Genomic DNA, 21,887 nt, shown 5'->3' with positions numbered 1-21,887 from the left:
GCTTGTATTATCGTGACAATGACAAATGACAAATGACAATTAACAAAGTGATGTAACGCACCACGAAGAAGAAAAGAGAATTGTAAATTAAATTATATTATATATATATTATAATATATATATAATATAATTTATAATGTCGCTCACTTGCTATTAAGGCATTTTCCGGAAAAAGTTAATTGTCATTTGTCATTTGTCATTGTCATCATTATGCTTATATCTTGCATATATCACGCATCTATATGCAAATCCCGGTATATATAGCTTCGCGTGCCTGTGCAAATAGTTGCATCTCAGCGGTTTAAGTATAACTTGCCAAAAAAATAATTGCCGATTGTCAAATTTCCATTGTCCATTGCCTAATATCCATTGCCAATTGAAAAATTTTTCGTATCTTTGTGGAGTGAATCCTCCCTCACTATTCCCCTCTCCATACCGACATACGTGCCGAGACGGTGTATGTTTGACAGAGGGGGTCTCTGCGCAAGATAACAACGACCTACCTTGAAAGCAGGTCGTCTCTGAGATAAGGTAGTTTCAAACCACCCTATCCCGCAGGATGACCTTACTTGAATTAAGGTCATGGGGAAGACGATATGAGTTGAAACCATACCGTGCGCAGGGGTGTCGTTTCAACCTATACCCCTCTTGCATCCATTTTGTGAAATAAATTAGCACATTGCCCTATTGTTCATTGGCACATTAAAATATCTGGTGAGAAAATGTACAATTTCATACCGCGCTTATTTTTCTTCCGGAAGTCTTAATTTGTAGTGTGAATTTCTGTATTCTGCTTTTTTATTTCGCGTAATTCAGAGATTTTGCCTATTTTTGCAAACAAAACAAGTGTTGAATGAGTGAAAAGAAGATATCCCTTTTGGGAAAAACACTGGGCGAGCTGACCGAAATCGTGACAAGCTTGGGAATGCCCAAGTTTACAGGGAAGCAGGTGGCACGCTGGATGTACGGGAGGAAGGTGGCTTCGATAGATGAAATGACCGACCTGTCGCTCAAGAACCGTGAACGGCTGAAGGAGATGTACGAGGTGGGGGCTTCTGCTCCGGTGCATGAGATGCGTTCGGTGGACGGCACGGTGAAATATCTGTTCCGTACGCCCGATAACAACTATATCGAGTCTGTTTATATTCCTGATGGCGAACGCGCTACGTTATGTGTGTCTTCACAGGTGGGATGCAAAATGAACTGCAAGTTCTGCATGACGGGTAAACAAGGCTTTTCGGGCAATCTGACCACTGCGCAAATCTTGAATCAGATTTATTCTATCCCTGAGCGGGACACACTGACCAATGTGGTGTTTATGGGGATGGGTGAGCCTATGGATAATCTGGATGCTGTGTTGCGGTCGCTGGAGGTGCTGACCGCAGACTATGGTTATGCCTGGAGCCCGAAACGAATCACGGTTTCTACGGTAGGCCTGAGACGTGGAATGGAACGCTTCTTGAAAGAGAGCGATTGCCACCTGGCGGTAAGCATGCACTCGCCTTTCCCGGCACAACGTGGTGAACTGATGCCTGCCGAAAAGGCTTTTTCCATTCGTGAAATTGTCGACATGCTCCGGGGGTATGACTTCAGCAAACAACGGCGCCTGTCGTTCGAATACATCGTTTTCGGCGGTGTGAACGATAATTTGGCATATGCCAAAGAACTGGTGAAGTTGGTGCGGGGACTGGACTGCCGGGTCAACCTGATTCGTTTCCATGCGATTCCGGGGGTGGATTTGCAGGGGACCGATGCGGATACGATGCTGGCATTCCGCGATTATTTGACCCGTCATGGGGTATTTGCCACCATTCGTGCTTCGCGGGGAGAAGATATTTTTGCTGCTTGCGGTATGCTTTCTACAGCAGAGAAACAGGCGGAAAGACAACATGTACATAAAGACAAGACAAAAATCAATAAATAAGGAAATGATATGGAAGGACGTAAAATAAAGGTGGGTATCACCCACGGAGATATCAATGGGGTAGGTTATGAGGTGATTCTGAAAACCTTCTCCAATCCGGCGATGCTGGATTTGTGCACACCGGTTGTTTACGGTTCGCCCAAGGTGGCGGCTTATCACCGTAAAGCGATGGACTTGCCTGCCAATTTCAGTATCATAAGTTCGGCATCGGAAGCGCAAGACGGGCGTCTGAACATTGTCAGCTGTACTGATGAGGAATTGAAAGTGGAACTATCGAAACCTACACCCGACGGAAGCCGTGCCGCACTCGATGCACTGGAAAGGGCTTCGGCTGAATATAGTGAAGGATTATTTGATGTGCTGGTGACGGCTCCTGCAAACCAGAATGCCGTACAGACGGAAGAATATCCTTTCTCCGGCCATACTGCTTATTTGGAAGAACGCTTTGGCAAGGGTAGAAAAGCACTGAAAATCTTGCTGAAGGATGATTTCCGGATGGCACTGGTGACAGGGCGTATCCCATTGAAAGAGGTATCTCCCAGGCTGACAAAAGAAGAGGTGATGGAAAAAATAGAAGTGTTCCACCGTTCGCTGAAGCAAGATTTCGGTATTGATAATCCGCGTATCGCCGTGTTTGCGCTGAACCCGCAGGCACAAAGCAATGTGCTTGTCGGTCTGGAAGAAGAACAGGCAATTGTTCCCGCCGTGGAAGCCATGACCAAACGGGGTATCTTATGCTACGGACCCTATGCCGCTGATACGTTTATGGGTTTGGGGTATTACCGGCACTTCGATGGGGTGTTGGCAATGTATTACGACCAGGGCGTGCTTCCTTTTATGACACTTGCCATGAATGAAGGAGTTTGCTATACCGCCGGCCTTTCCATTGTCCGCACGGCTCCGGTACACGATGCTGCATACGATCTGGCGGGGAAAGGTGTGGCTTCCGAGGATTCTTTCAGGCAAGCCATTTATGTGGCACTTGATGTGTTCCGCCGCCGGCAGATTGAAGAAGAAATCAATGCCCGCCCGTTGCGCAAGCAATATTACGAGAAACGTGACGATAGCGATAAGCTGAAACTGGACACGGTAGAGGACGAATGAATATGAAGTTTGCAATTATAGCGGCTGGAGAGGGGACCCGATTGTCACAAGAAGGTGTCCGGTTGCCCAAACCTTTGGTACAGCTGAATGGGAGAGCGATGATAGATCGCCTGATACATATATTTATGCAGAACGGTGCCGAAGAGGTAGTGGTCGTCATTAACAATGAATCACCTTTGACAAAGGCGCATTTGACAGAACTGGAAAAGCATTCAGACATTCCGTTGAGGGTGGTCGTCAAGACCACTCCCAGCTCGATGCATAGTTTCCACGAGTTGAGTCCTTATCTGAAAGAAGACCGTTTTTGCCTGACCACCGTAGATACTGTTTTCCGGGAAGATGAGTTTTCCCGCTTCATCGAAGCTTTCAAAGTTTCGGATAAAGATGGGCTGATGGCGGTTACGGATTATGTTGATGATGAGAAGCCGCTATATATCGGTACCGATACCGATTTGAACATTACCGGTTTTTATGACATGCCCATGCCTGGTGTGAAATACATTTCAGGAGGCATTTACTGCCTGACTCCCCAAGCCATCGGCACTTTGGAGCATTGCATTTGTTCAGGTATGTCGCGTATGCGTAATTTTCAGCGGCAGTTGGTGAGCGACGGATTACGCTTGGAAGCATATCCGTTTTCGAAAATTCTGGACGTAGACCATGCTGCAGATATCCCAAAGGCAGAAGCATTTTTGAATGAAGTACATTGATGGGAGCTGTATATACTCCCAAAAATAAAGAGAGAAGCGCATAAGTCATGCAACACGAGGAGAGAAGAATCCAGCTTATTGGAGTGAGTCGTGGAAACCAGTTTTCACCCAATCATATCAATAATGATGCGGCTATTTTGATGAAGACAGCTGAAAAGCTGGGGAAAAAAGGCTGTGAGGTGAAACTGTTTTCAGAAACAGAGTTCGTACAACGGCGTATTCAGGCAGAATTCATTTTCAATATGGCACGCGACCATGCCACCATTCCATATTTGAAAGAACTGGAAAAGACAGGTAGTCTGGTTATTAATTCAGGACAGGGAATCGAGAATTGCATTCGCCAGCCGATGACCGAGATTTTAATGCATTACGGCATTCCACATCCCAAAAGTTATATCATTCCTACTGATCAGGGATTTACGCTTGATTTGTTCCCCTGTTGGATTAAACGGGGTGATTCACATGCTATGGTGAAAGAAGACGTGGTCTATGTAGAATGTAGGGAGGAGGCAAATATTGTTCTTGCTGATTTCCGGAACCGTGGGATACCGAGGGCAGTAGTCAACGAACATCTGGTAGGAGACTTGGTGAAGTTTTACGGGGTGAAGAATACCGATTTTTTCTATTCGTTTTATCCTACCGAACAATCGCATAGCAAATATGGACTGGAAGCCATTAATGGGAAGGCACGCGGTTTCCCGTTTTGTCTGGACAAACTGAAAAATTATGCCAACCGGGCGGCAGAGGTGCTCCAGGTACCTGTTTATGGAGGCGATTGTGTAGTAGGTCCGACGGGCGAAATCCGTATTATTGATTTCAATGACTGGCCAAGCTTTGCACCTTGTTGTGAGGAGGCGTCAACAGAAATAGCCGGTTATATTTACAATTGTATCATTGCCAAACAGAACAGCCATTAAGAGATGAGTACAGAAAAGAAAGGATTGAAAGCCTCTTTCAAGTCAATGGATACGGAAGAGTTTTTGGATATATATTTTAACCGTCCGATAGGTTATGCCTGGGCGTTGTTTTTCAGGCATTTCGATGTACACCCTAATGTAGTGACTATTTTGTCGATTCTATTGGGCATAGGGGCAGGAATCATGTTTTATTATCCGGACTTGAAACATACGCTTGCCGGCATAATCTTGCTCATGTGGGCAAACCATTATGATAGCTGCGACGGGCAATTGGCACGTATGACTGGTAAAAAGACGCGTTGGGGACGCATGTTGGACGGATTTGCAGGCGACCTTTGGTTTATAGCCATTTATTTCACTATTTGTTTGCGTCTTACCTGCCAACCTTTGCCGTTAGGCATAGGCAGTAGTGACGGAATGGTATGGGGAGCAGGCATTTGGATAATAGCCGCCTTGTCGGGGACACTCTGTCATAGCCGGCAATGTGCATTGGCAGATTATTACCGTAATATCCATTTGTTTTTCCTGAAAGGGAAAGCAGGAAGCGAACTGGATAACTTCAAGCAACAGCGGGATTTGTTTTATAGCCTTCCCTGGAAAGGAAATTTCTGGTGGAAAGCTTTTCTGTATTTTTATGGCAATTATACCCGGAAACAAGAACGCATGACCCCGAATTTCCAACGTTTTTATGCCTTTATACAGCAGAAATATGGTGACGATATTCCCGGTACATTGCGCAACGAGTTCCGCTCTTTAAGTCTGCCACTGATGAAATATGCCAATATCCTCACGTTCAACACACGTGCCATTGTGCTTTATGTATCGTTGCTTATGGGTGAACCGTGGGTATATTTTATATTTGAAATGACAGTTATGACTATCCTTTTTATCTATATGCGCCATCGCCACGAGGCTTTGAGTGCCTATCTGTATCATAAATACGCTCGACAATGAAAGAAAAAGCCCGTAACATATTTTGGTTTTTCGGTATCTTTGCCATTGTGGTGATGCTCTGCACATTTGATATGGACTACAATGAGTTGTGGAAAAATCTGCGTAGGGCAGGGATATGGCTTCCTGCTGTCATTTTCCTGTGGGTGTTTATCTATTACCTGAATGCATGGGCATGGTATGTGATTATCTGCGACGGGAAGAGTGGAAAAGTTCCTTTCAGACAAGTCTATAAACTGACTATCTCCGGTTTTGCCTTGAATTACGCAACACCGGTAGGGCTGATGGGAGGGGAGCCTTACCGTATCATGGAACTTAGCTCGTATGTGGGGGGAAGCAAAGCTACTTCTTCCGTAATATTATATGCCATGATGCATATCTTTTCGCATTTCTGGTTTTGGCTTGTATCGGCTGTGCTTTATGTGCTTTTTGAACCGATGAACTGGGGGGTAGGTATTCTGCTGGCTGTGGTTGTAGCGTTCTGTTCTCTGGCGATTTATTTCTTTATGAAAGGTTACCGGAACGGGATGGCGGTACGTGCACTGAACTGGTTATCGCACGTGCCTTTTGTAAAGAAGTGGGCAAAGCGGTTCTGCGTGGAAAAGAAAGATACGCTGGAACGGATAGATGCACAAATAGCAGAATTGCACAAACAGCGGAAAAGTACGTTCTATATTTCGTTGGGACTGGAGTTCTCAGCACGGATTGTGGGCTGCCTGGAAGTCTATTTCATTCTAAACATTCTGACTGCTGATGTCAGTTTCTTGGCTTGTATTTTGATTATGGCATTCACTTCGCTCTTTGCCAATTTATTTTTCTTCTCGCCCATGCAGCTGGGAGCTCGCGAAGGAGGATTTGTCCTGGCAACCGGAGGACTTGCCATTCCAGCTGCATTCGGTATCTATACCGGACTGATAGCTCGGGTGCGGGAGTTGTTTTGGATTATGATAGGAGTGTTGCTGATGAAGGTTGGCAACTGTAAAAATGAAAAGAAAAATGAGTGAAAAATTAATTGATATACAGGGTATCATCTTCGATTACGGAGGGACTATTGATACCAATGGCCGTCATTGGGCAGAAGTTTTATGGGAAAAGTATAAGACTTTTGACGTACCAGTCAGCAAACCGGAATTCCGTGAGGCATATGTATATGGTGAACGGACACTGGCACACAAACAATTGATAAAACCGGAATACGGCTTTCATGAAGTGCTTTCGGTCAAAACCCGTATTCAAGTGGATTATTTGATTGATAAAGGGGTCTTGTCGCGTACGAAAGCCGATAAATACGACTATGCAACATGTATAGCCGACAGTTGCTATAGGTATGTATGGGACGTATTACAGCGGACCCGTCCGGTTTTACAAACTCTGTCAAAACGGTATAAGCTGGTTTTGGTTTCCAATTTCTACGGAAACATTCAGGCGGTTTTGAAAGATTTCGGTCTGTCCGAAAGCTTTTCGGCCATTATAGAGTCATCGGTGGTAGGGGTACGCAAGCCCGATCCAGCCATTTACCAGTTAGGAATAGACGCTATGGGATTTCCGGCAGATAAGGTTTTGGCAGTAGGTGATTCGTATCCGAAAGATGTTGTCCCAGCCAAGCATATAGGATGCCGGGTGGCGTGGTTGAAAGGAGAAAGTTGGGACGAAGATGCAAACGAATCATTACCCGACCTGATTATAACTGATTTACCCGAATTATTAACTTATTTATTATAATAAAGATATCCATGGATAAACAACGGACTGTATTGGTCGACAAGCAGTATTTCCTGCCTTTCGTCCTGTTGACTTCACTTTTTTTCTTGTGGGGATTTGCCCACGCCATATTGGACGTATTAAACAAACATTTCCAGGAGATGCTGGACATTTCGAAGACTCATTCGGCATTGATTCAGGCAATGATGTATATGGGATATTTCGTAATGGCTATCCCGGCCGGATTATTCATCAACCGGTTCGGATACCGGAGCGGGGTAGTGTTCGGCTTGCTGCTTTATGGCATAGGGTCATTGTTGTTCATTCCCGGACAATATTTTGTTTCGTTCAATGCTTTTCTCTTCGCTTTGTTCGTTATCGGTTGCGGACTGACTTTCCTGGAAACGGCAGCCAATCCTTATGTCACCGAACTGGGTGCAAAAGAAACGGCGGCGAGCCGTTTGAACTTTGCTCAGTCGTTCAACGGACTGGGGTGTATCTGTGCACCGTTGTTGGTGGGTTGGTTCCTTTTTTCCGAAACCAAAGAACATCCCAACAGCGTAGCTTTTCCTTATGCTTGCATGGGGATATTGGTGCTTTTTGTGGCAAGTATATTCTTGCGGGTAAAACTTCCCGAAATCAGGCATGAGGCAGAGGTGGACAAAGAAGGACATCGGGTGGGGCTATGGTCGCACCGGCTGTTTATCTTCGGGTTGATAGCCTTGTTCGCTTATGAGGTGGCGGAAATCTCCATCAATAGTTTCTTTATCAATTACGTGGTAGAACAGCGGTGGATGGACGCCCGTTATGCTTCGCTGGTTCTTTCTTTCGGCGGGCTGGGACTGTTTATGTTGGGGCGTTTCTCCGGAAGCTGGATTATGCAGCGTGTCAGTGCCGAACGGATGTTGTTCTGGTGTGCTACGGGTACGGTACTGACCACTACGGTGGTATTGTTCGACCTTGGTATCGTTTCTCTCATCGCCCTGCTGTGTGGGTATGCGTTCGAGGCGATTATGTTCCCCACTATCTTTGCTCTTTCACTGAAAGGGCTGGGCATCCATACCAAGCGTGCCTCTTCTTTCCTGATGATGTCGCCTGTGGGAGGTGTGGTAGGTCCGTTGCTGATGGGAGTGGTGGCAGACCATACCGACTCCATGGTTTGGGCGTTCGTAGTGCCTTGGGTGGCATATGTCGTGGTGTGGTTTTATGCACGGAAAATGCTTTCACAGCGTATCACCCTCTCTAAGTAAAGATATATTCAGCAACTCCGTGATAGGGGAATGGCTATGTGAAAAAGCATGTTCTCGATGAGGGGCTGTATTGGGGACTCATAAAAAAGGCGTGAGGCCTGTCTGTAGTTCATTCAAACTGAGGCATCGCCAAACGCCTGTCCTAAAATGAACATACAGACAATGCTGTCACGCCGTTTTTTTAGTATACTCTTCCACTACGTAGACATCATTTGAGGAGCAAAGGCAAGTCGGTTATGAAGATGGCAGACAAATAGGTGAGGGCATAAAATAAGCATACGATGATGAAACACCAGCGTGCCACGGGGTAAAGCGGATGGGGGTTTTGACCGGCTTTGGGCCGCATGCGGCTGATAAGTGCAAGTACACTGGTGATGAACAGTAGCAGGTGGATGAGGCGGTAACTCAGGTCGCCCGTCCATACGGTATTGGTTTTTGCCAGATTGACGATGCCAATGACATATATCGCTGCAAAGATAAAAAGTTTGATAACTGTCTGCATAATTCTTGTTTTAGGGGTTTGTAAAAAAATCGTGCCAAGATATAAATAAAATCATTACCCCGCAAGCCGGACAAGATATTTTATGGCTCGCGGGGGATATTTATATCTGCAGGTATTTATATCTGCATCGCTATTTTCAGATAGTTGCAACGATATATAAGTTGTTTCGTGTAAGATTATTAATCTTGCATGGAAAGGACATTATCTTCTTATCAAGGCGGTTGTACAATTTGTCTTTTGAAAGATAAGAGCTTGATAGAATATGAGAAGAAACTGTTTTGAATTTCTCCCAAAGCACACACGAAAACGGATACATCAAGCCAAGAAAAACTTTTTGGAGAAATTCAAAACAGCTTCTTAGTCTTCTTTGCGGATTAGTTTTTGTTGATTGGCATCCGGATAGGCAAAATCAAGCAAGTTTTTATCATCAGACTTGTCTATGCCCAATAGCTTCAGCATTTGGATGGCATAGCGTGTACCAAGCATCCGGTAGCCTTGTGCCGTGAAATGCAAACTATCTTTGGCAGCAGGACAACCTGCCGACGGAATGATATGTGCAGTAGGAATGGAGCGGGGCAAAGTGTCGATAATGGCATTCATCGAGGCACATTTCCCGTTTTGGTCAGCATTGACCACTTCACCAGCAAGCAAGGGAACGTTTTTCGCTTTCAGGTGAAGGTCGGAAAGCAGGTTTTCGTAAACCAGCTTTACTTTGTCTGGCCAATCGGGGTCGCCCGTGTTCGATTCTCCTTGATGCAGCAATATGCCTTTGATGACTCCGTCTTTTTGTGCCAGACGTGCCATTTCCACTAAACGCGCGTAAGGGTTGCCATCATATTCTTTTACCATGTTTTTTAACCATTCGGGTGATGAATCTACATACGATTGGTAGTTATCCTTGTCGAACAATTCGATACGACAGCCTCCGATGGCCACATGTACAATACCTATACGTATTTTTTCGGGCAGATTGTTTACTAATGTCCGACCAAAGTAATCGGCAGGAGTCAGTCCCGTATGGCATCGGCACAAAGGGGGTACGGCACGATACCAATGCCCTTTTACTCTGTTCAGTTCAGGGCAATCGACAGCAGACATCAGCAGGAAACGGTTGCTGATATTGCAAGTGTCCTGGGGCTCAAACTTAGCATTACCTTCCATATTCGACTGTCCCAGGCAGAGATAAATGTGGAAATCTTTGTCGCGTGCGGAAGCAGAAATGGCTATCAGCAACACGCTCAAAAATAAAAGCTTTTTCATCATACAATAAATAATGAAATTGTTTGTAAATACTTATACTAACCAATGGCAAAGTTATAAGTTTTTTTGGAATATATGTCTTATCGCTTACATCTTTCAAAGAAAATGTTTATCTTTCTTGCCAGAAAATTTATCGAAAGAATCCATATGACCAAGCAAAAGAAAATCATTTGCATCAGTGCCGGCATTGTTTTGGTGCTGGTCATTTCTTATTTGTCGTTGCCTTACTATGCCCGTCAGGCTCTTATTCATCTGATGCCTGTTATTGATGACTTGGAGACTTTTCACCGTCATGTCGTGCATCACGATGCAGACAGCGTATGGTTATGGCCTCAAGCAGAAGCGTATAATCAGCATCAGCTTTCGGAAAAGGATGCAGCTTATCTTGATAGTTTGCATACAGTATCCTTTCTTGTCGTCCGTCGGGACAGTATCCTTTTTGAGAATTATCGCGACGGATGGAATGACACTCTGACTTCCAATCTTTATTCGGCAACCAAAACCATCGTGGGCTTGTTGGTAGGAATAGCATTCGATGAAGGGAAAATACATAGTCTTGATGACAAGGTTTCGGACTATATACCTATATATAATAAAGGTATGCAAGCGGATGTTACGCTACGTGATTTGCTTACAATGAGTGGGGGGATGGCATGGGACGAATCATACGCTTCGCTGTTTTCGGTTACTACCCACGGTTATTATGGAAATGATTTGTACGAACTGGTTACCGGGTTGGAGGTAAAAGACCGGCCTGGTATACAATTCTCATACCGCAGTGGTGAGACGCAGCTTCTGGCGTTCGTGCTTGAAGCTGCAACGGGAGAAACGTTGAGCCGGTATGCTGAGGAAAAGTTGTGGAAGCCGATGCAAGCGGAAAAAGATGCTTATTGGTTGTTGGATAAACGTGACGGTGATGAAAAAGCATTCTGTTGTTTTCATACGACGGCACGCGATGCGGCGCGTCTCGGAAGCCTGTTGCTTCAGCAAGGTAAATGGCGTGGAAAACAGCTCGTGTCGCAAAGATATATGGACGAGATGCTGCGTCCTGCTTCTTACCTGAAAGACCAGTGGGGAAGAGATTCGCTCAGTTATTATGGCTTGCAGTTATGGTTGATACCCTATCGGGGCGAAACCATTCCTTGTATGCGGGGCATGCTGGGACAATATGTTTATGCGATACCTTCAGAAAATGCGGTAGTGGTTCGTTTGGGACGTAAACGTTGTGATGTGTACGATGGACCTTTTACGACTGATATGACACGATATCTTGACATTGCAATGCACATACTTCATCCTTGATAAGAATGTCAGATTTAATGAAAAACTTGTTTGTTTATCTGCTTTTGTAGGTTTTCTTACGTTTCTGTGTTTTATTTCACGGTTTTGACGTATCTTTACCTCGTTTTAATGATATAGTCTATGGATCAGGAAATTTTTCATCTTTTTCTGGCAGTCATGTCGGGCATTGCTTTTCTGGTATTTGTTGCCCTCTATTTTGTAAAGGCAGGATACGGAATGTTTCGCACTCCATCGTGGGGATTGTCACTGGACAATAAAATAGCGTGGATGCTGATGGAGGCACCTGTATTTGTGGTGATGTTTGTTTTTTGGATACGGAGCGGGGTAGGATTTGCATTGCCTCAGTTCTTGTTTTTTGCGTTGTTTCAGTTGCATTATTTGCAGCGTTCGTTTATCTTCCCTTTTCTGATGACAGGGAAAAGCCGTATGCCAGTAGCCATTATGGCAATGGGCATCGTATTTAATGTACTGAACGGGATGATGCAGGGAGGAGGATTGTTTTGGTTCAATGACAGTGTGCCTGTCGGCATTGGAGCCGGTTACTTGTTACAGCCGAATGCCCTGTTGGGGATAATCCTGTTCTTGGTGGGGATGGGAATTAACTTGCATTCCGATCATGTTATCCGTCATTTGCGTAAGCCGGGAGATACCCGGCATTATCTTCCGCAGAAAGGGATGTATAAGTATGTCACTTCTGCCAATTATTTCGGTGAACTGGTGGAGTGGACGGGATTTGCCGTGCTTACCGCTTCTCCAGCAGCTTGGGTGTTTGTGTGGTGGACAGCCGCCAATCTGATACCTCGTGCCAATGCTATTTATCATAAATATCGTGAAACGTTCGGTGTCGAAGCCGTAGGAAATAGAAAACGGATTATACCTTTTATATATTAGTTTTTCGGTTGACACTCAGATGCCTTGGTATATGTCATCAAGACTATCCGATAGTCTGTTAACTGATATTTTGTCAACAAAAACAAAAGAAGTAGTATGAAAGACTCTAAGTTGTTTACTCCGGTCACGATAGGACCGCTTACGTTGCGCAACCGTACTATTCGCTCAGCCGCATTCGAAAGCATGTGTCCGGGAAATAAGCCCTCGCAGATGTTGCTCGATTATCATCGGTCAGTAGCAGCCGGAGGGGTAGGTATGACAACAGTGGCATATGCCGCTGTTACCCGAAGCGGTTTGTCGTTTGACCGTCAGTTATGGATGCGCCCTGAAATAGTACCGGGCTTGCGTGAACTGACCAATGCCGTGCATAAAGAAGGTGCTGCTGCAAGTATTCAGTTGGGACATTGTGGTAATATGTCTCACAAGAGCATTTGCGGTTGTTTGCCAGTAGGGGCAAGCAGTGGATTTAATCTTTATTCGCCCACTTTCGTACGTGGGCTTCGTGCTGACGAATTGTCTGAAATGGCACGTGCTTATGGGCATGCGGTCAATCTTGCACGTGAGGCAGGTTTCGATGCGGTAGAGGTCCATGCCGGTCACGGTTATCTTATCAGTCAGTTTCTTTCGCCTTCCACCAATCACCGCAAGGATATTTACGGAGGTTCGCTTGAGAACCGGATGCGGTTTATGGATATGGTGATGGATGAAGTGATGAAGGCTGCAGGTAACGATATGGCTGTGTTGGTAAAGATGAATATGCGTGATGGTTTCAAGGGAGGTATGGAACTGAACGAGACTATTCAGGTGGCAAAACGGCTGGAACATTCGGGTGCCCATGCGCTGGTGCTGAGCGGAGGTTTTGTCAGCAAGGCGCCGATGTATGTGATGCGGGGTGAAATGCCTATCCGCAGCATGACACATTACATGACTTGCTGGTGGCTGAAGTATGGCGTACGGCTGGTAGGTAAATGGATGATTCCCAGTGTACCTTTTAAGGAAGCCTATTTCTTGGAAGACGCATTGAAGTTCCGCGAGGCAGTTCGGATGCCATTGGTCTATGTAGGTGGACTGGTGTCACGGGAAAAAATAGATGAAGTACTTGATTATGGGTTCGAGGCAGTGCAAATGGGACGTGCCTTGCTGAATGAGCCGGGATTTGTAAATCGGATGCGGGACGAAGAACAGGCGCGCTGCAATTGCCGTCACAGCAATTATTGCATAGCCCGGATGTATTCCATAGAAATGGCATGTCACCAACATTTGCATGAAGCATTGCCTCCGTGTTTGAAAAAAGAGATAGAACAGATAGAAGAAAGGCAGGCTGTAAAATGAAAGCACGGAAACTGGCAGTGATTACAGGTGCCGACGGTGGAATGGGACAGGAAATAACCCGTGCCGTGGCAATGGCGGGATATCGTGTTATCATGGCATGCCTGCGGGTGGAGAAAGGAGAAGAGGTGCGTGAGGCATTGTTGCGTGAGCGTGGTGATTTGCAGGTAGAGGTACGTAGCATCGACCTGGCATCGTTTGTTTCGGTATCAGTGTTTGCAGATACTTTGGTCGCAGAAGGCGGGCAAGTCAGCTTGCTGATGAATAATGCCGGTACAATGGAAACCGCTTTTCATTGTACGGAAGATGGTTATGAACGTACGGTCCAGGTGAACTATATGGGGCACTATTTGCTGACTCGTAAGTTATTGACATTGATGGGAGAAGGTAGTCGTATAGTCAATATGGTGTCGTGTACGTATGCCATCGGTAAATTGGATTTTCCAGATTTCTTCTACCGGGGAAGGAAAGGAGCTTTTTGGCGTATCCCGGTGTATAGTAATACCAAGCTGGCATTGATGCTTTTCACTATAGACTTGGCAGAGCGTGTGCGTGACAAAGGAATCGTGGTCAATGCAGCCGACCCGGGTATTGTCTCTACTGATATTATTACGATGCATGCATGGTTCGATCCGTTAACTGACATTTTTTTCCGTCCCTTTATCCGCACTCCACTGCAAGGTGCGTCTACTGCCATTCATTTGTTGTTGGATGAAGAAGCAGGCAAGCGGACAGGTACATTGAATGTGAGTGGGCATGCCAAGCCGTTATCAGATAAATATGTCAGACATCCGCAGATGCAAGAATTGTGGAACCGGACGGAGCAAATTGTGAACCGCTGGTTATTTTAAATTGAAGTATAAAAAGGTTTGGTGCATGAGCAGTGCATGAGACCTGTGAATGGAAAAAGCAGAAAAATGGATAGTAAGAAAAATAAGGAAGAATTTGTTGAGTTGTTGCGTTCTACGGGACGTGATGGAGTAGAGGACGTAATAACAGGGCTTGAAGAGTTGGGGTTTTTTACAGCTCCTGCCTCTGCAGGGCATCATCTCAACACTGAAGGTGGTTTGGTACTTCATTCCATCAATACGTGTAAGGCTGCTTTGGCAATATGGGAAGGGATGAAGGTTCTTGAACCGAGTTTGGAAAATGAAGTGGGAAGAGACAATGTGATTATTGCCAGCTTGCTGCACGATGTGTGCAAGAGTGACATTTATGTGCGCAGTGTGAAGAAACGCAAGAATGCGTTGGGCGTGTGGGAAGATACTGAAGGTTACAAGGTGACTTATAAAGGTTTTCCGATGGGACACGGCGAAAAATCAGTGATTCTTCTGCTTTGTAACGGACTGGAAATGAGTGATGATGAAATGCTGGCAATCCGTTGGCATATGGGGGCTTTCGGGTTGAACTTGAACAGTTATGAAGAATTGCGTAATTATGATACAGCACGTATGCTTTACCCGTTGGTAGCCATTGTGCAGGCAGCAGATAGTTTAGCCGCGAGTATTATGGAGCGTACGGGCAGCGATTTGGATGAGCTTTAAAATATAAAACGCGTAGAATCTCTCTGACTATATACACAGAGGTGCAGGGTTTTTTAATGGTTTCCTGCACCTCTGTATATACAAGTTTGATTTTCAGCTTGTTATTCTTCTCCTTCGTAATTTAGATAAGACTGTACAGGAAGGCTATAGTCGAAGATTTCTTCAGGTCTGAAGAAGCGGTTCAGCTCTACGATAGCATTCTCCGGAGAATCAGAAGTATGCACGATGTTTTCTTGTGCACTTACGCTGTAATCGCCTCGAATCGTACCGGGGGTAGCTTTACGGCCGTTGGTAGCACCTGTCATAGAGCGTACCACCTGCACTGCATCCACTCCTTCGTAGCAGCAAGCTATGACCGGCGATGCCATCATCGATTGCTTGATGCGTCCGAAGAAAGGTTTGTCTGCCAAATGGGCGTAGTGTTCGTTCAGTAAATCATCGGTGAGCTGCATCATTTTCATACCTGCAAGCCGTAGGCCTTTGCGTTCGAAACGTGTAGTAATTTCTCCGATTAACCCACGCTGTACGGCGCTGGGTTTTAAAATGACCAATGTTTTTTCTAGACTCATAGTGATAATTTTTAGGTTATTACAAATTATCACAAAGATATTAATTATCAAGGAAAAAGCAAAAGAGAGGGGATAGAAAATGTAAATTTTATCATAAAAAAGCGGAACCGGCTTTATGGGTCCCGCTCTGTTTGTATTTATGTGACTGTCTGTGCCGGATGTATATAAGCGGTTTGTTCAGCACGATAAAATTTCGGGGATTAGATGGCTTGTACATACAATATCGGCTGCTGCCTGTTCTGTGCCACAGAACGGACCTGATTTTTCGAGCTTGATGGTAGACAATGCTGCGGCAAATGTTCCAGCCTCTGCATAAGATGCTCCTTTATTACGCATATAAAGGTAACCTAACATATAAGTATCGCCGCATCCTGTAGCATCCACCACTTCTTTGGGCGGGTAGGCAGGAATACGGAATAATGTATTCTCGGCGTATATCAATGAACCTTCACTGCCTAGAGTCAATAACACTTCTTTTACTCCCCATTCATGTAAAAGACGAATAGCCTCGCCATAATCAGAAGAACCGGTAAGTACGGCTGCTTCGTGTTCATTCACTTTCAGAATGTCTATATACTTTAAGGCTTCTTTCTTTTCGCTCCAATCCACCGGATAAACGTTTTCTCCTCGCACTTCACGCAAATATCCTTGTGCATCTACTGAAAGCACTCCTTTCTGAGAGAGAAATTTGATTACATCCAAAGGAAAGTCATCAGACAGCAGACTGCCCAGGTGGAAGAAACGTGCCTCAAGATGTTGTAATTTCTCTACAGTAAAAGGGTCTGCTTTAGCCAATACACGCTGGGTACGATTATTTTGGTTCTCTCCGTATTTGTTTTCAAAATATACAGTATGTTGGCTGGGGATGATTTCCACGTCAATGCCTTTATCACGTAATTCGTTAGCTGATTTATATTCACTGGGTGCCAAAGAGGTTACCAGTTTATAGTGTTTGTAATCGTTTAAATGATAGATTCCGTGTGAAAAATAATACGAAGTGCCTCCAGGCATGTAAATTGTCTGTCTGGGAGTGACTATTTTATCCAGTGTTATATGTCCTATGCAGCAAATGTCATTCATGTTACGTTACTGTTATTCAAGTTAAAAAACGGTGGCAAAGATAGTGCTTTTTTGTGAATTAAAGAGATTTTCCGGCAGCTTTCCTATGAAAGATTATCATTTCTATGGTTGTTTTTATAGGAATAATGTTCTATTTTTGCCGAATAAGCAACAAAAAAGGCAAAAGACATTTATTTTATTGATAAAAAGTCTACCTTTACGCGGCAAATGTAAGTGAAAAGAAAATTCATTACCTTATTAATGTTAATATAAAAACCGAAAAACTTATTAGAAAATGGGAAAAGTGAATGTACAACCTGCCACTGGGAAATTAGGTGTGCTGTGTGTTGGTCTAGGAGCTGTAGCTACTACATTTATTACAGGTGTCTTGATGGTAAGAAAAGGGTTGGCAAAGCCTGTTGGTTCGATGACTCAATATGACAAGATTCGTGTAGGACGTGGGACCGATAAGAAATACCTTCATTATAATGAAATTGTCCCGATGGCAGATTTGAATGACATTGTGTTTGGCGCATGGGATGTATATCCGGCCAATGCATACGAATCTGCAATCAATTGCGAAGTGTTAAAGGAAAAGGATATTAATCCGGTGAAAGATGAGTTGGAGAAAATCGTGCCGATGAAAGCAGCTTTCGACCATAATTATGCCAAACGTCTGGACGGGAAAAACGTGAAGGATTGTGCTACGCGATGGGATATGATGGAAGCCTTGCGCAAAGACATACGTGATTTTAAGGAAGCGAACGGATGCAGCCGCATTGTGGTATTGTGGGCAGCTTCTACTGAAATTTATGTGCCGGTGAACGAATCTGTGCACGGGACATTGGCTGATTTTGAACAGGCAATGAAGAATGATGACCGTGAAAACATTGCTCCATCCATGTGTTATGCCTATGCGGCTCTTGCCGAAGGTGCACCGTTTATTATGGGAGCTCCCAATACGACAGTGGATATTCCTGCGATGTGGGAAATGGCAGAAAAGACAAAGATGCCTATTGCCGGGAAAGACTTTAAGACAGGGCAGACATTGGTGAAATCTGGTTTTGCGCCGATTATCGGTACACGTTGTCTGGGATTGTCGGGGTGGTTCTCTACAAATATTTTGGGCAATCGGGATGGACTGGTTTTGGACGAACCTGCCAATTTCCATACTAAGGAAGTAAGTAAACTCTCTACCCTGGAATCTATTCTGATGCCTGAAAATCAGCCGGATTTGTATTCGGACTATTACCATAAGGTACGTATCAATTATTATCCTCCGCGCAATGACAATAAGGAAGGATGGGATAATATTGACATCTTCGGATGGATGGGGTATCCGATGCAGATCAAGATAAATTTCTTATGCCGTGATTCTATTCTTGCAGCTCCACTTTGTCTTGACTTGGTATTGTTGAGCGATTTAGCGGCACGTGCCGGACGTTACGGCATCCAACGTTTCTTGAGTTTCTTCCTCAAGAGTCCGATGCACGACTATACACAGCATGAAGTTCCTGTCAATCATCTCTTCCAGCAATATGTGATGCTGAAGAATGCCCTTCGGGAAATGGGCGGTTATGAAGCTGACGAAGAAATCGATTAATGTTTTTAGAAGCTGTTTTGAATTTATCGTCCAAAGCACACACGAAAACGGATACATCAAGCCAAGAAAAACTTTTTGGAGAAATTCAAAACAGCTTCTTAGTCGTTTGGAGAGGGATATTCCGTAAATAGTCATCTCTTGATAATTTATGAGCCTGTTTAAAAAAGCAACAGGCTCTATATTTTAGCGAGATATTGTTGGGTAGAGCAGTATCTCGCTGTCTTTTTCAATGAGTTTCAAATTCCTGTGAAAGTTTTATGAATGTCCTGTAATTTGTCAATCCGGCTAAGTTGAAAATGCAGTAGTACTGCGTTTGCTGATGCAGTATATATCCGTAGGCGAATGCAGTATATATTCAACCGCAGTTGCAGTATATATTCAACCGCGGATGCAGTATATATTCATTTTTCAGAGGTATATATTGGCTGTTTGCGGGCATTTATTAAAAGTTTTCTTGTTTTGATGTATTCACACTTCATCCAGTGGTTTGAGCTTGGGATGTTTTAATTGCTTGAACTGGGTGGGCGAAAGTCCGGTGACGGAACGGAACTGAGAACTGAGATGGGCTGAACTGGAATAATGTAGCTTGTCTGCTATTTCGCTGATAGATAATTCATCGTACACTAAAAGCTCTTTAACACGTTCTATTTTTTGAGCAATGTAGTATTTTTCGATGGTAATGCCGTTGGTTTCGGTGAACAGCTTGCTGAGTGAGCTATAATCACGGTGGCATTGACGGCTGATGTAGTCGGACAGGTTCTGCTGTTCTGGGAGGTCATCATGGTGTACGTATTGAATGACGGCGGTGCGTACTTGTTCGATGATGCGTGTACGCTTGTCGTCAATCCATTCGAATCCGCAGTCTGTCAATTCCTTGCGAATGATGCCGGCTGTTTCCTTTGGTAGCGGCTGCGCAAGTATGACCGTACCCAGTTCGATGCTGGAAGGCTCGAAGCCGTGCTTTTGGAAAATCTGGTTCACGATGATGATGCACCGGCGGCACACCATATTTTTGATATGGATGGTAGTATGGCAGTTCATAGAAACTTATGGTGTGTTGGTGTCACTGGCTATTCTTTTGGCTTTTGCTCTGTCAGGCTTCCCTGTTTCTGTCAATGGAAGTTTGTCGGTGAGTATGATTTGCTTCGGTACCCAGTAAGCTGGTAAATATTGGAAAGCCTTGTCGAACTTTTTTTGTTCGTTGTCTGGCAGAGATGTGCCAGAGGCTTGTACAAGTAGCACGACGCGTTCGCCGAACTTGACATCGGGTACCGAGGTTACCATGAATGGTAGTGGAAGCAAAGGTTGCAGGATTGCTTCTATCTGTTCGATTTGTACTTTTACTCCTCCCGTGTTGATGGTATTGTCTTTCCTGCCGATGACACGGAATTGTCCGGATGCGTTAAATACAACAATGTCGTTGGTTGTGAGTCGTTCCGGACAGACCCAAGGAGCATCAATAACCAATGTTCCTTCGTCTGACTGGGAAAGTGTGACGTTTTCGAGTGGGGTGTACCATTCCGAAGCTCCTTTGCCGTTCAGTTTTCGTAGTGCGATATGTGAAAGGGTTTCTGTCATGCCATATGTGCTCCATATATTATTGGGAAAGGTTTGCAGGGCTTGCACGATAGTTGGGTCTATGGCTCCTCCGCCGATGATGAGTTGGTCGACAGCCTTCATCCGTTCGCATTCTTCAGGAACTTGCAATGAATTGAATACTTGCATTGGAATCAGGGCGGCAAATGTCGGGTGAATATCCAGCTGTTGGAAAGGATGTCCGCAGGGAGTGATTGGAATCAGGTCAAGACCGGCCACCAAGGCACGTACCACGACCATTTTTCCGGCAATGTATTTCAGTGGCATGCAAAGCAGGGCTGTGTCACCATGGTGGAGCCGGAGGAACGAAACCGTCAGCATTGCACTGTTCATCATGCGTCGTTTTTCCACATAGAGTTTTTTGGGGGTGCCGGTGGAGCCAGATGTGTGTACGCTGACCGTATCTTCATCGTTGAACCATTCGGTTAGAAAATCGGCCAGTGATGCCAGAAAATTGTCGCTTTCCGCAGGTTTGCGGAAAAGGATTTGCAGCCGGCTGAAGCAACCGGCTGTGGCTCGTGCATCATCGGCAGTATAAGTTTTCCCGTTGATGGTTATGGTTTGTCGGGATATTTCTGTATTGAAGTCATTCATGAATTATATATTTTTTCGTTTCCTTGCCAATTGAAGTATGCATTCCAGTCCGGCTCAGGTTGTTCGGGCAAATACCAGAGACAGTCACCTTTGATGCGAAGTGGGTAGGGAATGTTGTCTGTGAATAGCATGCCTGTGCCCAGTCCTTGCGGTATTTGAGGATGCATGGTAGCACACCATTGCGCAATACTATTCAGTCCGACATTTGATTCGAGTGCTGAAGTTACCCACGAACCGATCCCTCTTTCTTGTGCCAATCGTATCCATTCTTCCGAGCCGTTCATGCCTCCATGCAGTGACGGCTTTAGGATGATGTATTGCGGGCGGATTTGGTCAAGCAGTTCGGTCTTTTGTTCTGGAAGGTTTATACCGATTAATTCTTCATCAAGTGCTATTGGTATGGGAGTGTTCTGGCATAGCTTCGCCAGTGTGTCCCATTGTCCGGCACGGATGGGCTGTTCGATGGAATGCAAGTGGAAATGGCTGAGCTGTTCCAGTTTGGCTGGAGCTTCATCAGGCGAAAAGGCACCGTTGGCATCTACCCGCAGTTCGATTTCTTCGGGTGAGAAGTAACGGCGGATGTGAGCCAACAGTTCCAGTTCTTGTTCGAAATCAATAGCCCCGATTTTTACCTTGATGCATCGGAATCCTGCATGCATTTTTTCTTCGATACGATGATACATCTCATTGAAGTTTCCCATCCAGATGAGTCCATTGATGGGAATACCTTCTTTACCTTTAGTAAAAGGAGTGTCCCAGAACTGCAGACAGCCTGCTTGTAAGTGGCGGAATGCGGTTTCCAGTCCGAACAGCATGGACGGATAAGTGCGCAGAGCCTCGTAGTCGATGATGCCGTGCTCGGCCGTTTGCAGGCAATGGCAGGTCAGTACGTCCTCATAGTCGGGTATGTCATCACAACTCAGTGTTGGCAGTGGAGCACATTCTCCGATGCCGTATTTACCGGTTTCTGAATCTTTCAATATCAGGTACCAGACGTTACGGGTGCGGTACACACCGCGTGAAGTCCCGGCAGGTTGTTTGAAATGCAAGGTGCGGGGGATGATTTTTATGGTGTACATAA

Annotated in this window: 20 protein-coding genes and 1 pseudogene; 14 read left to right on the top strand and 7 right to left on the bottom strand. The window is 45.0% G+C overall.

Features of this window, described 5'->3' with window-relative positions:
- The first annotated feature begins 853 nt into the window (after nt 1-853).
- Genes rlmN through B5F78_RS01580 form a run of 8 tightly spaced genes read left to right on the top strand, consistent with a single transcriptional unit; the run spans nt 854 to nt 8,557 of the window.
- Nucleotides 854-1,924, top strand: coding sequence for a 23S rRNA (adenine(2503)-C(2))-methyltransferase RlmN (rlmN, locus tag B5F78_RS01615; RefSeq protein WP_087207832.1), 1,071 nt, complete (start codon nt 854-856; stop codon nt 1,922-1,924).
- Nucleotides 1,925-1,933: 9 nt separating this feature from the next.
- Nucleotides 1,934-3,028, top strand: coding sequence for a PdxA family dehydrogenase (locus tag B5F78_RS01610; RefSeq protein WP_022039434.1), 1,095 nt, complete (start codon nt 1,934-1,936; stop codon nt 3,026-3,028).
- A gap of 2 nt (nt 3,029-3,030) precedes the next feature.
- Nucleotides 3,031-3,738, top strand: a complete 708-nt coding sequence (locus tag B5F78_RS01605) for a nucleotidyltransferase family protein (protein ID WP_087405786.1) — start codon at nt 3,031-3,033, stop codon at nt 3,736-3,738.
- A gap of 47 nt (nt 3,739-3,785) precedes the next feature.
- Entirely contained in the window at nt 3,786-4,655 is an 870-nt protein-coding gene (locus B5F78_RS01600) for a hypothetical protein (RefSeq protein ID WP_022039436.1), read from the top strand.
- A 3-nt stretch (nt 4,656-4,658) separates the two neighbouring features.
- A complete protein-coding gene (locus B5F78_RS01595) occupies nt 4,659-5,609 on the top strand; it encodes a CDP-alcohol phosphatidyltransferase family protein (protein WP_022039437.1) in 951 nt (316 codons plus the stop codon).
- Entirely contained in the window at nt 5,606-6,610 is a 1,005-nt protein-coding gene (locus tag B5F78_RS01590) for a lysylphosphatidylglycerol synthase transmembrane domain-containing protein (protein ID WP_087207829.1), read from the top strand. The genes B5F78_RS01595 and B5F78_RS01590 overlap by 4 nt, the downstream gene beginning before the upstream one ends.
- Entirely contained in the window at nt 6,603-7,328 is a 726-nt protein-coding gene (locus B5F78_RS01585; protein WP_022039439.1) for an HAD family hydrolase, read from the top strand. Before B5F78_RS01590 ends, B5F78_RS01585 begins: the two co-directional genes overlap by 8 nt.
- A gap of 11 nt (nt 7,329-7,339) precedes the next feature.
- Nucleotides 7,340-8,557: a sugar MFS transporter gene (locus tag B5F78_RS01580; RefSeq protein ID WP_022039440.1), complete on the top strand. Its 1,218-nt coding sequence runs from the start codon at nt 7,340-7,342 to the stop codon at nt 8,555-8,557.
- Between the two features lie 208 nt (nt 8,558-8,765).
- Here the strand turns inward: B5F78_RS01580 and B5F78_RS01575 are convergent, their stop codons facing one another.
- Together B5F78_RS01575 and B5F78_RS01570 are read right to left on the bottom strand one after the other, a co-directional pair.
- Nucleotides 8,766-9,059 carry a hypothetical protein gene (locus tag B5F78_RS01575; protein ID WP_022039441.1) on the bottom strand — a complete coding sequence of 98 codons (294 nt, stop codon included), beginning with the start codon at nt 9,057-9,059 and terminating at the stop codon, nt 8,766-8,768.
- Nucleotides 9,060-9,503: 444 nt separating this feature from the next.
- Nucleotides 9,504-10,319: pseudogene (locus tag B5F78_RS01570) on the bottom strand (sialate O-acetylesterase); the annotation flags it as partial.
- A gap of 147 nt (nt 10,320-10,466) precedes the next feature.
- Here B5F78_RS01570 and B5F78_RS01565 point away from each other — a divergent pair.
- The 5 genes from B5F78_RS01565 (at nt 10,467) to B5F78_RS01545 (ending at nt 15,385) form a co-directional block, all read left to right on the top strand.
- Nucleotides 10,467-11,621, top strand: a complete 1,155-nt coding sequence (locus B5F78_RS01565; protein ID WP_087405784.1) for a serine hydrolase domain-containing protein — start codon at nt 10,467-10,469, stop codon at nt 11,619-11,621.
- A gap of 120 nt (nt 11,622-11,741) precedes the next feature.
- Nucleotides 11,742-12,512, top strand: coding sequence for a DUF1295 domain-containing protein (locus tag B5F78_RS01560; RefSeq protein WP_087405783.1), 771 nt, complete (start codon nt 11,742-11,744; stop codon nt 12,510-12,512).
- A 96-nt stretch (nt 12,513-12,608) separates the two neighbouring features.
- A complete protein-coding gene (locus tag B5F78_RS01555; RefSeq protein WP_087405782.1) occupies nt 12,609-13,844 on the top strand; it encodes an NADH:flavin oxidoreductase in 1,236 nt (411 codons plus the stop codon).
- Nucleotides 13,841-14,692: an SDR family oxidoreductase gene (locus tag B5F78_RS01550; protein WP_087405781.1), complete on the top strand. Its 852-nt coding sequence runs from the start codon at nt 13,841-13,843 to the stop codon at nt 14,690-14,692. Before B5F78_RS01555 ends, B5F78_RS01550 begins: the two co-directional genes overlap by 4 nt.
- 66 nt (nt 14,693-14,758) lie before the next feature.
- On the top strand, nt 14,759-15,385 hold the full coding sequence (locus tag B5F78_RS01545) for an HD domain-containing protein (RefSeq protein ID WP_225226367.1): 627 nt from the start codon (nt 14,759-14,761) through the stop codon (nt 15,383-15,385).
- A 101-nt stretch (nt 15,386-15,486) separates the two neighbouring features.
- On the opposite strand, the gene ndk is transcribed toward B5F78_RS01545, so the two are convergent.
- Nucleotides 15,487-15,954 (bottom strand): nucleoside-diphosphate kinase, encoded by a 468-nt coding sequence (gene ndk, locus B5F78_RS01540; protein WP_022039448.1) that lies wholly within the window; start codon nt 15,952-15,954, stop codon nt 15,487-15,489.
- Nucleotides 15,955-16,131: 177 nt separating this feature from the next.
- A complete protein-coding gene (locus B5F78_RS01535) occupies nt 16,132-17,034 on the bottom strand; it encodes a PfkB family carbohydrate kinase (protein ID WP_022039449.1) in 903 nt (300 codons plus the stop codon).
- 274 nt (nt 17,035-17,308) lie between these two features.
- Between B5F78_RS01535 and B5F78_RS01530 the strand changes: the two genes are divergently transcribed.
- A complete protein-coding gene (locus B5F78_RS01530) occupies nt 17,309-18,616 on the top strand; it encodes an inositol-3-phosphate synthase (RefSeq protein ID WP_087405780.1) in 1,308 nt (435 codons plus the stop codon).
- Between the two features lie 468 nt (nt 18,617-19,084).
- Here B5F78_RS01530 and B5F78_RS01525 read toward each other — a convergent pair whose 3' ends face one another.
- From B5F78_RS01525 to B5F78_RS01515, 3 genes are read right to left on the bottom strand one after another with little or no spacing between them, the layout of a single operon-like run.
- The gene (locus tag B5F78_RS01525; protein ID WP_022039451.1) at nt 19,085-19,657 is read right to left on the bottom strand and encodes a helix-turn-helix domain-containing protein; all 573 of its coding nucleotides are present in this window, start codon (nt 19,655-19,657) and stop codon (nt 19,085-19,087) included.
- 6 nt (nt 19,658-19,663) lie between these two features.
- Nucleotides 19,664-20,806 (bottom strand): AMP-binding protein, encoded by a 1,143-nt coding sequence (locus B5F78_RS01520; RefSeq protein WP_087207818.1) that lies wholly within the window; start codon nt 20,804-20,806, stop codon nt 19,664-19,666.
- Nucleotides 20,803-21,885 (bottom strand): o-succinylbenzoate synthase, encoded by a 1,083-nt coding sequence (locus B5F78_RS01515; protein ID WP_087405779.1) that lies wholly within the window; start codon nt 21,883-21,885, stop codon nt 20,803-20,805. The genes B5F78_RS01520 and B5F78_RS01515 overlap by 4 nt, the downstream gene beginning before the upstream one ends.
- Nucleotides 21,886-21,887: the final 2 nt, after the last annotated feature.

The organism is Bacteroides sp. An279 (assembly GCF_002159615.1).
Lineage (GTDB): Bacteria > Bacteroidota > Bacteroidia > Bacteroidales > Bacteroidaceae > Phocaeicola > Phocaeicola intestinalis.
Note: the sequence above shows the minus strand (reverse complement) of the source record. Positions and strands in the feature narration are given on the sequence as shown.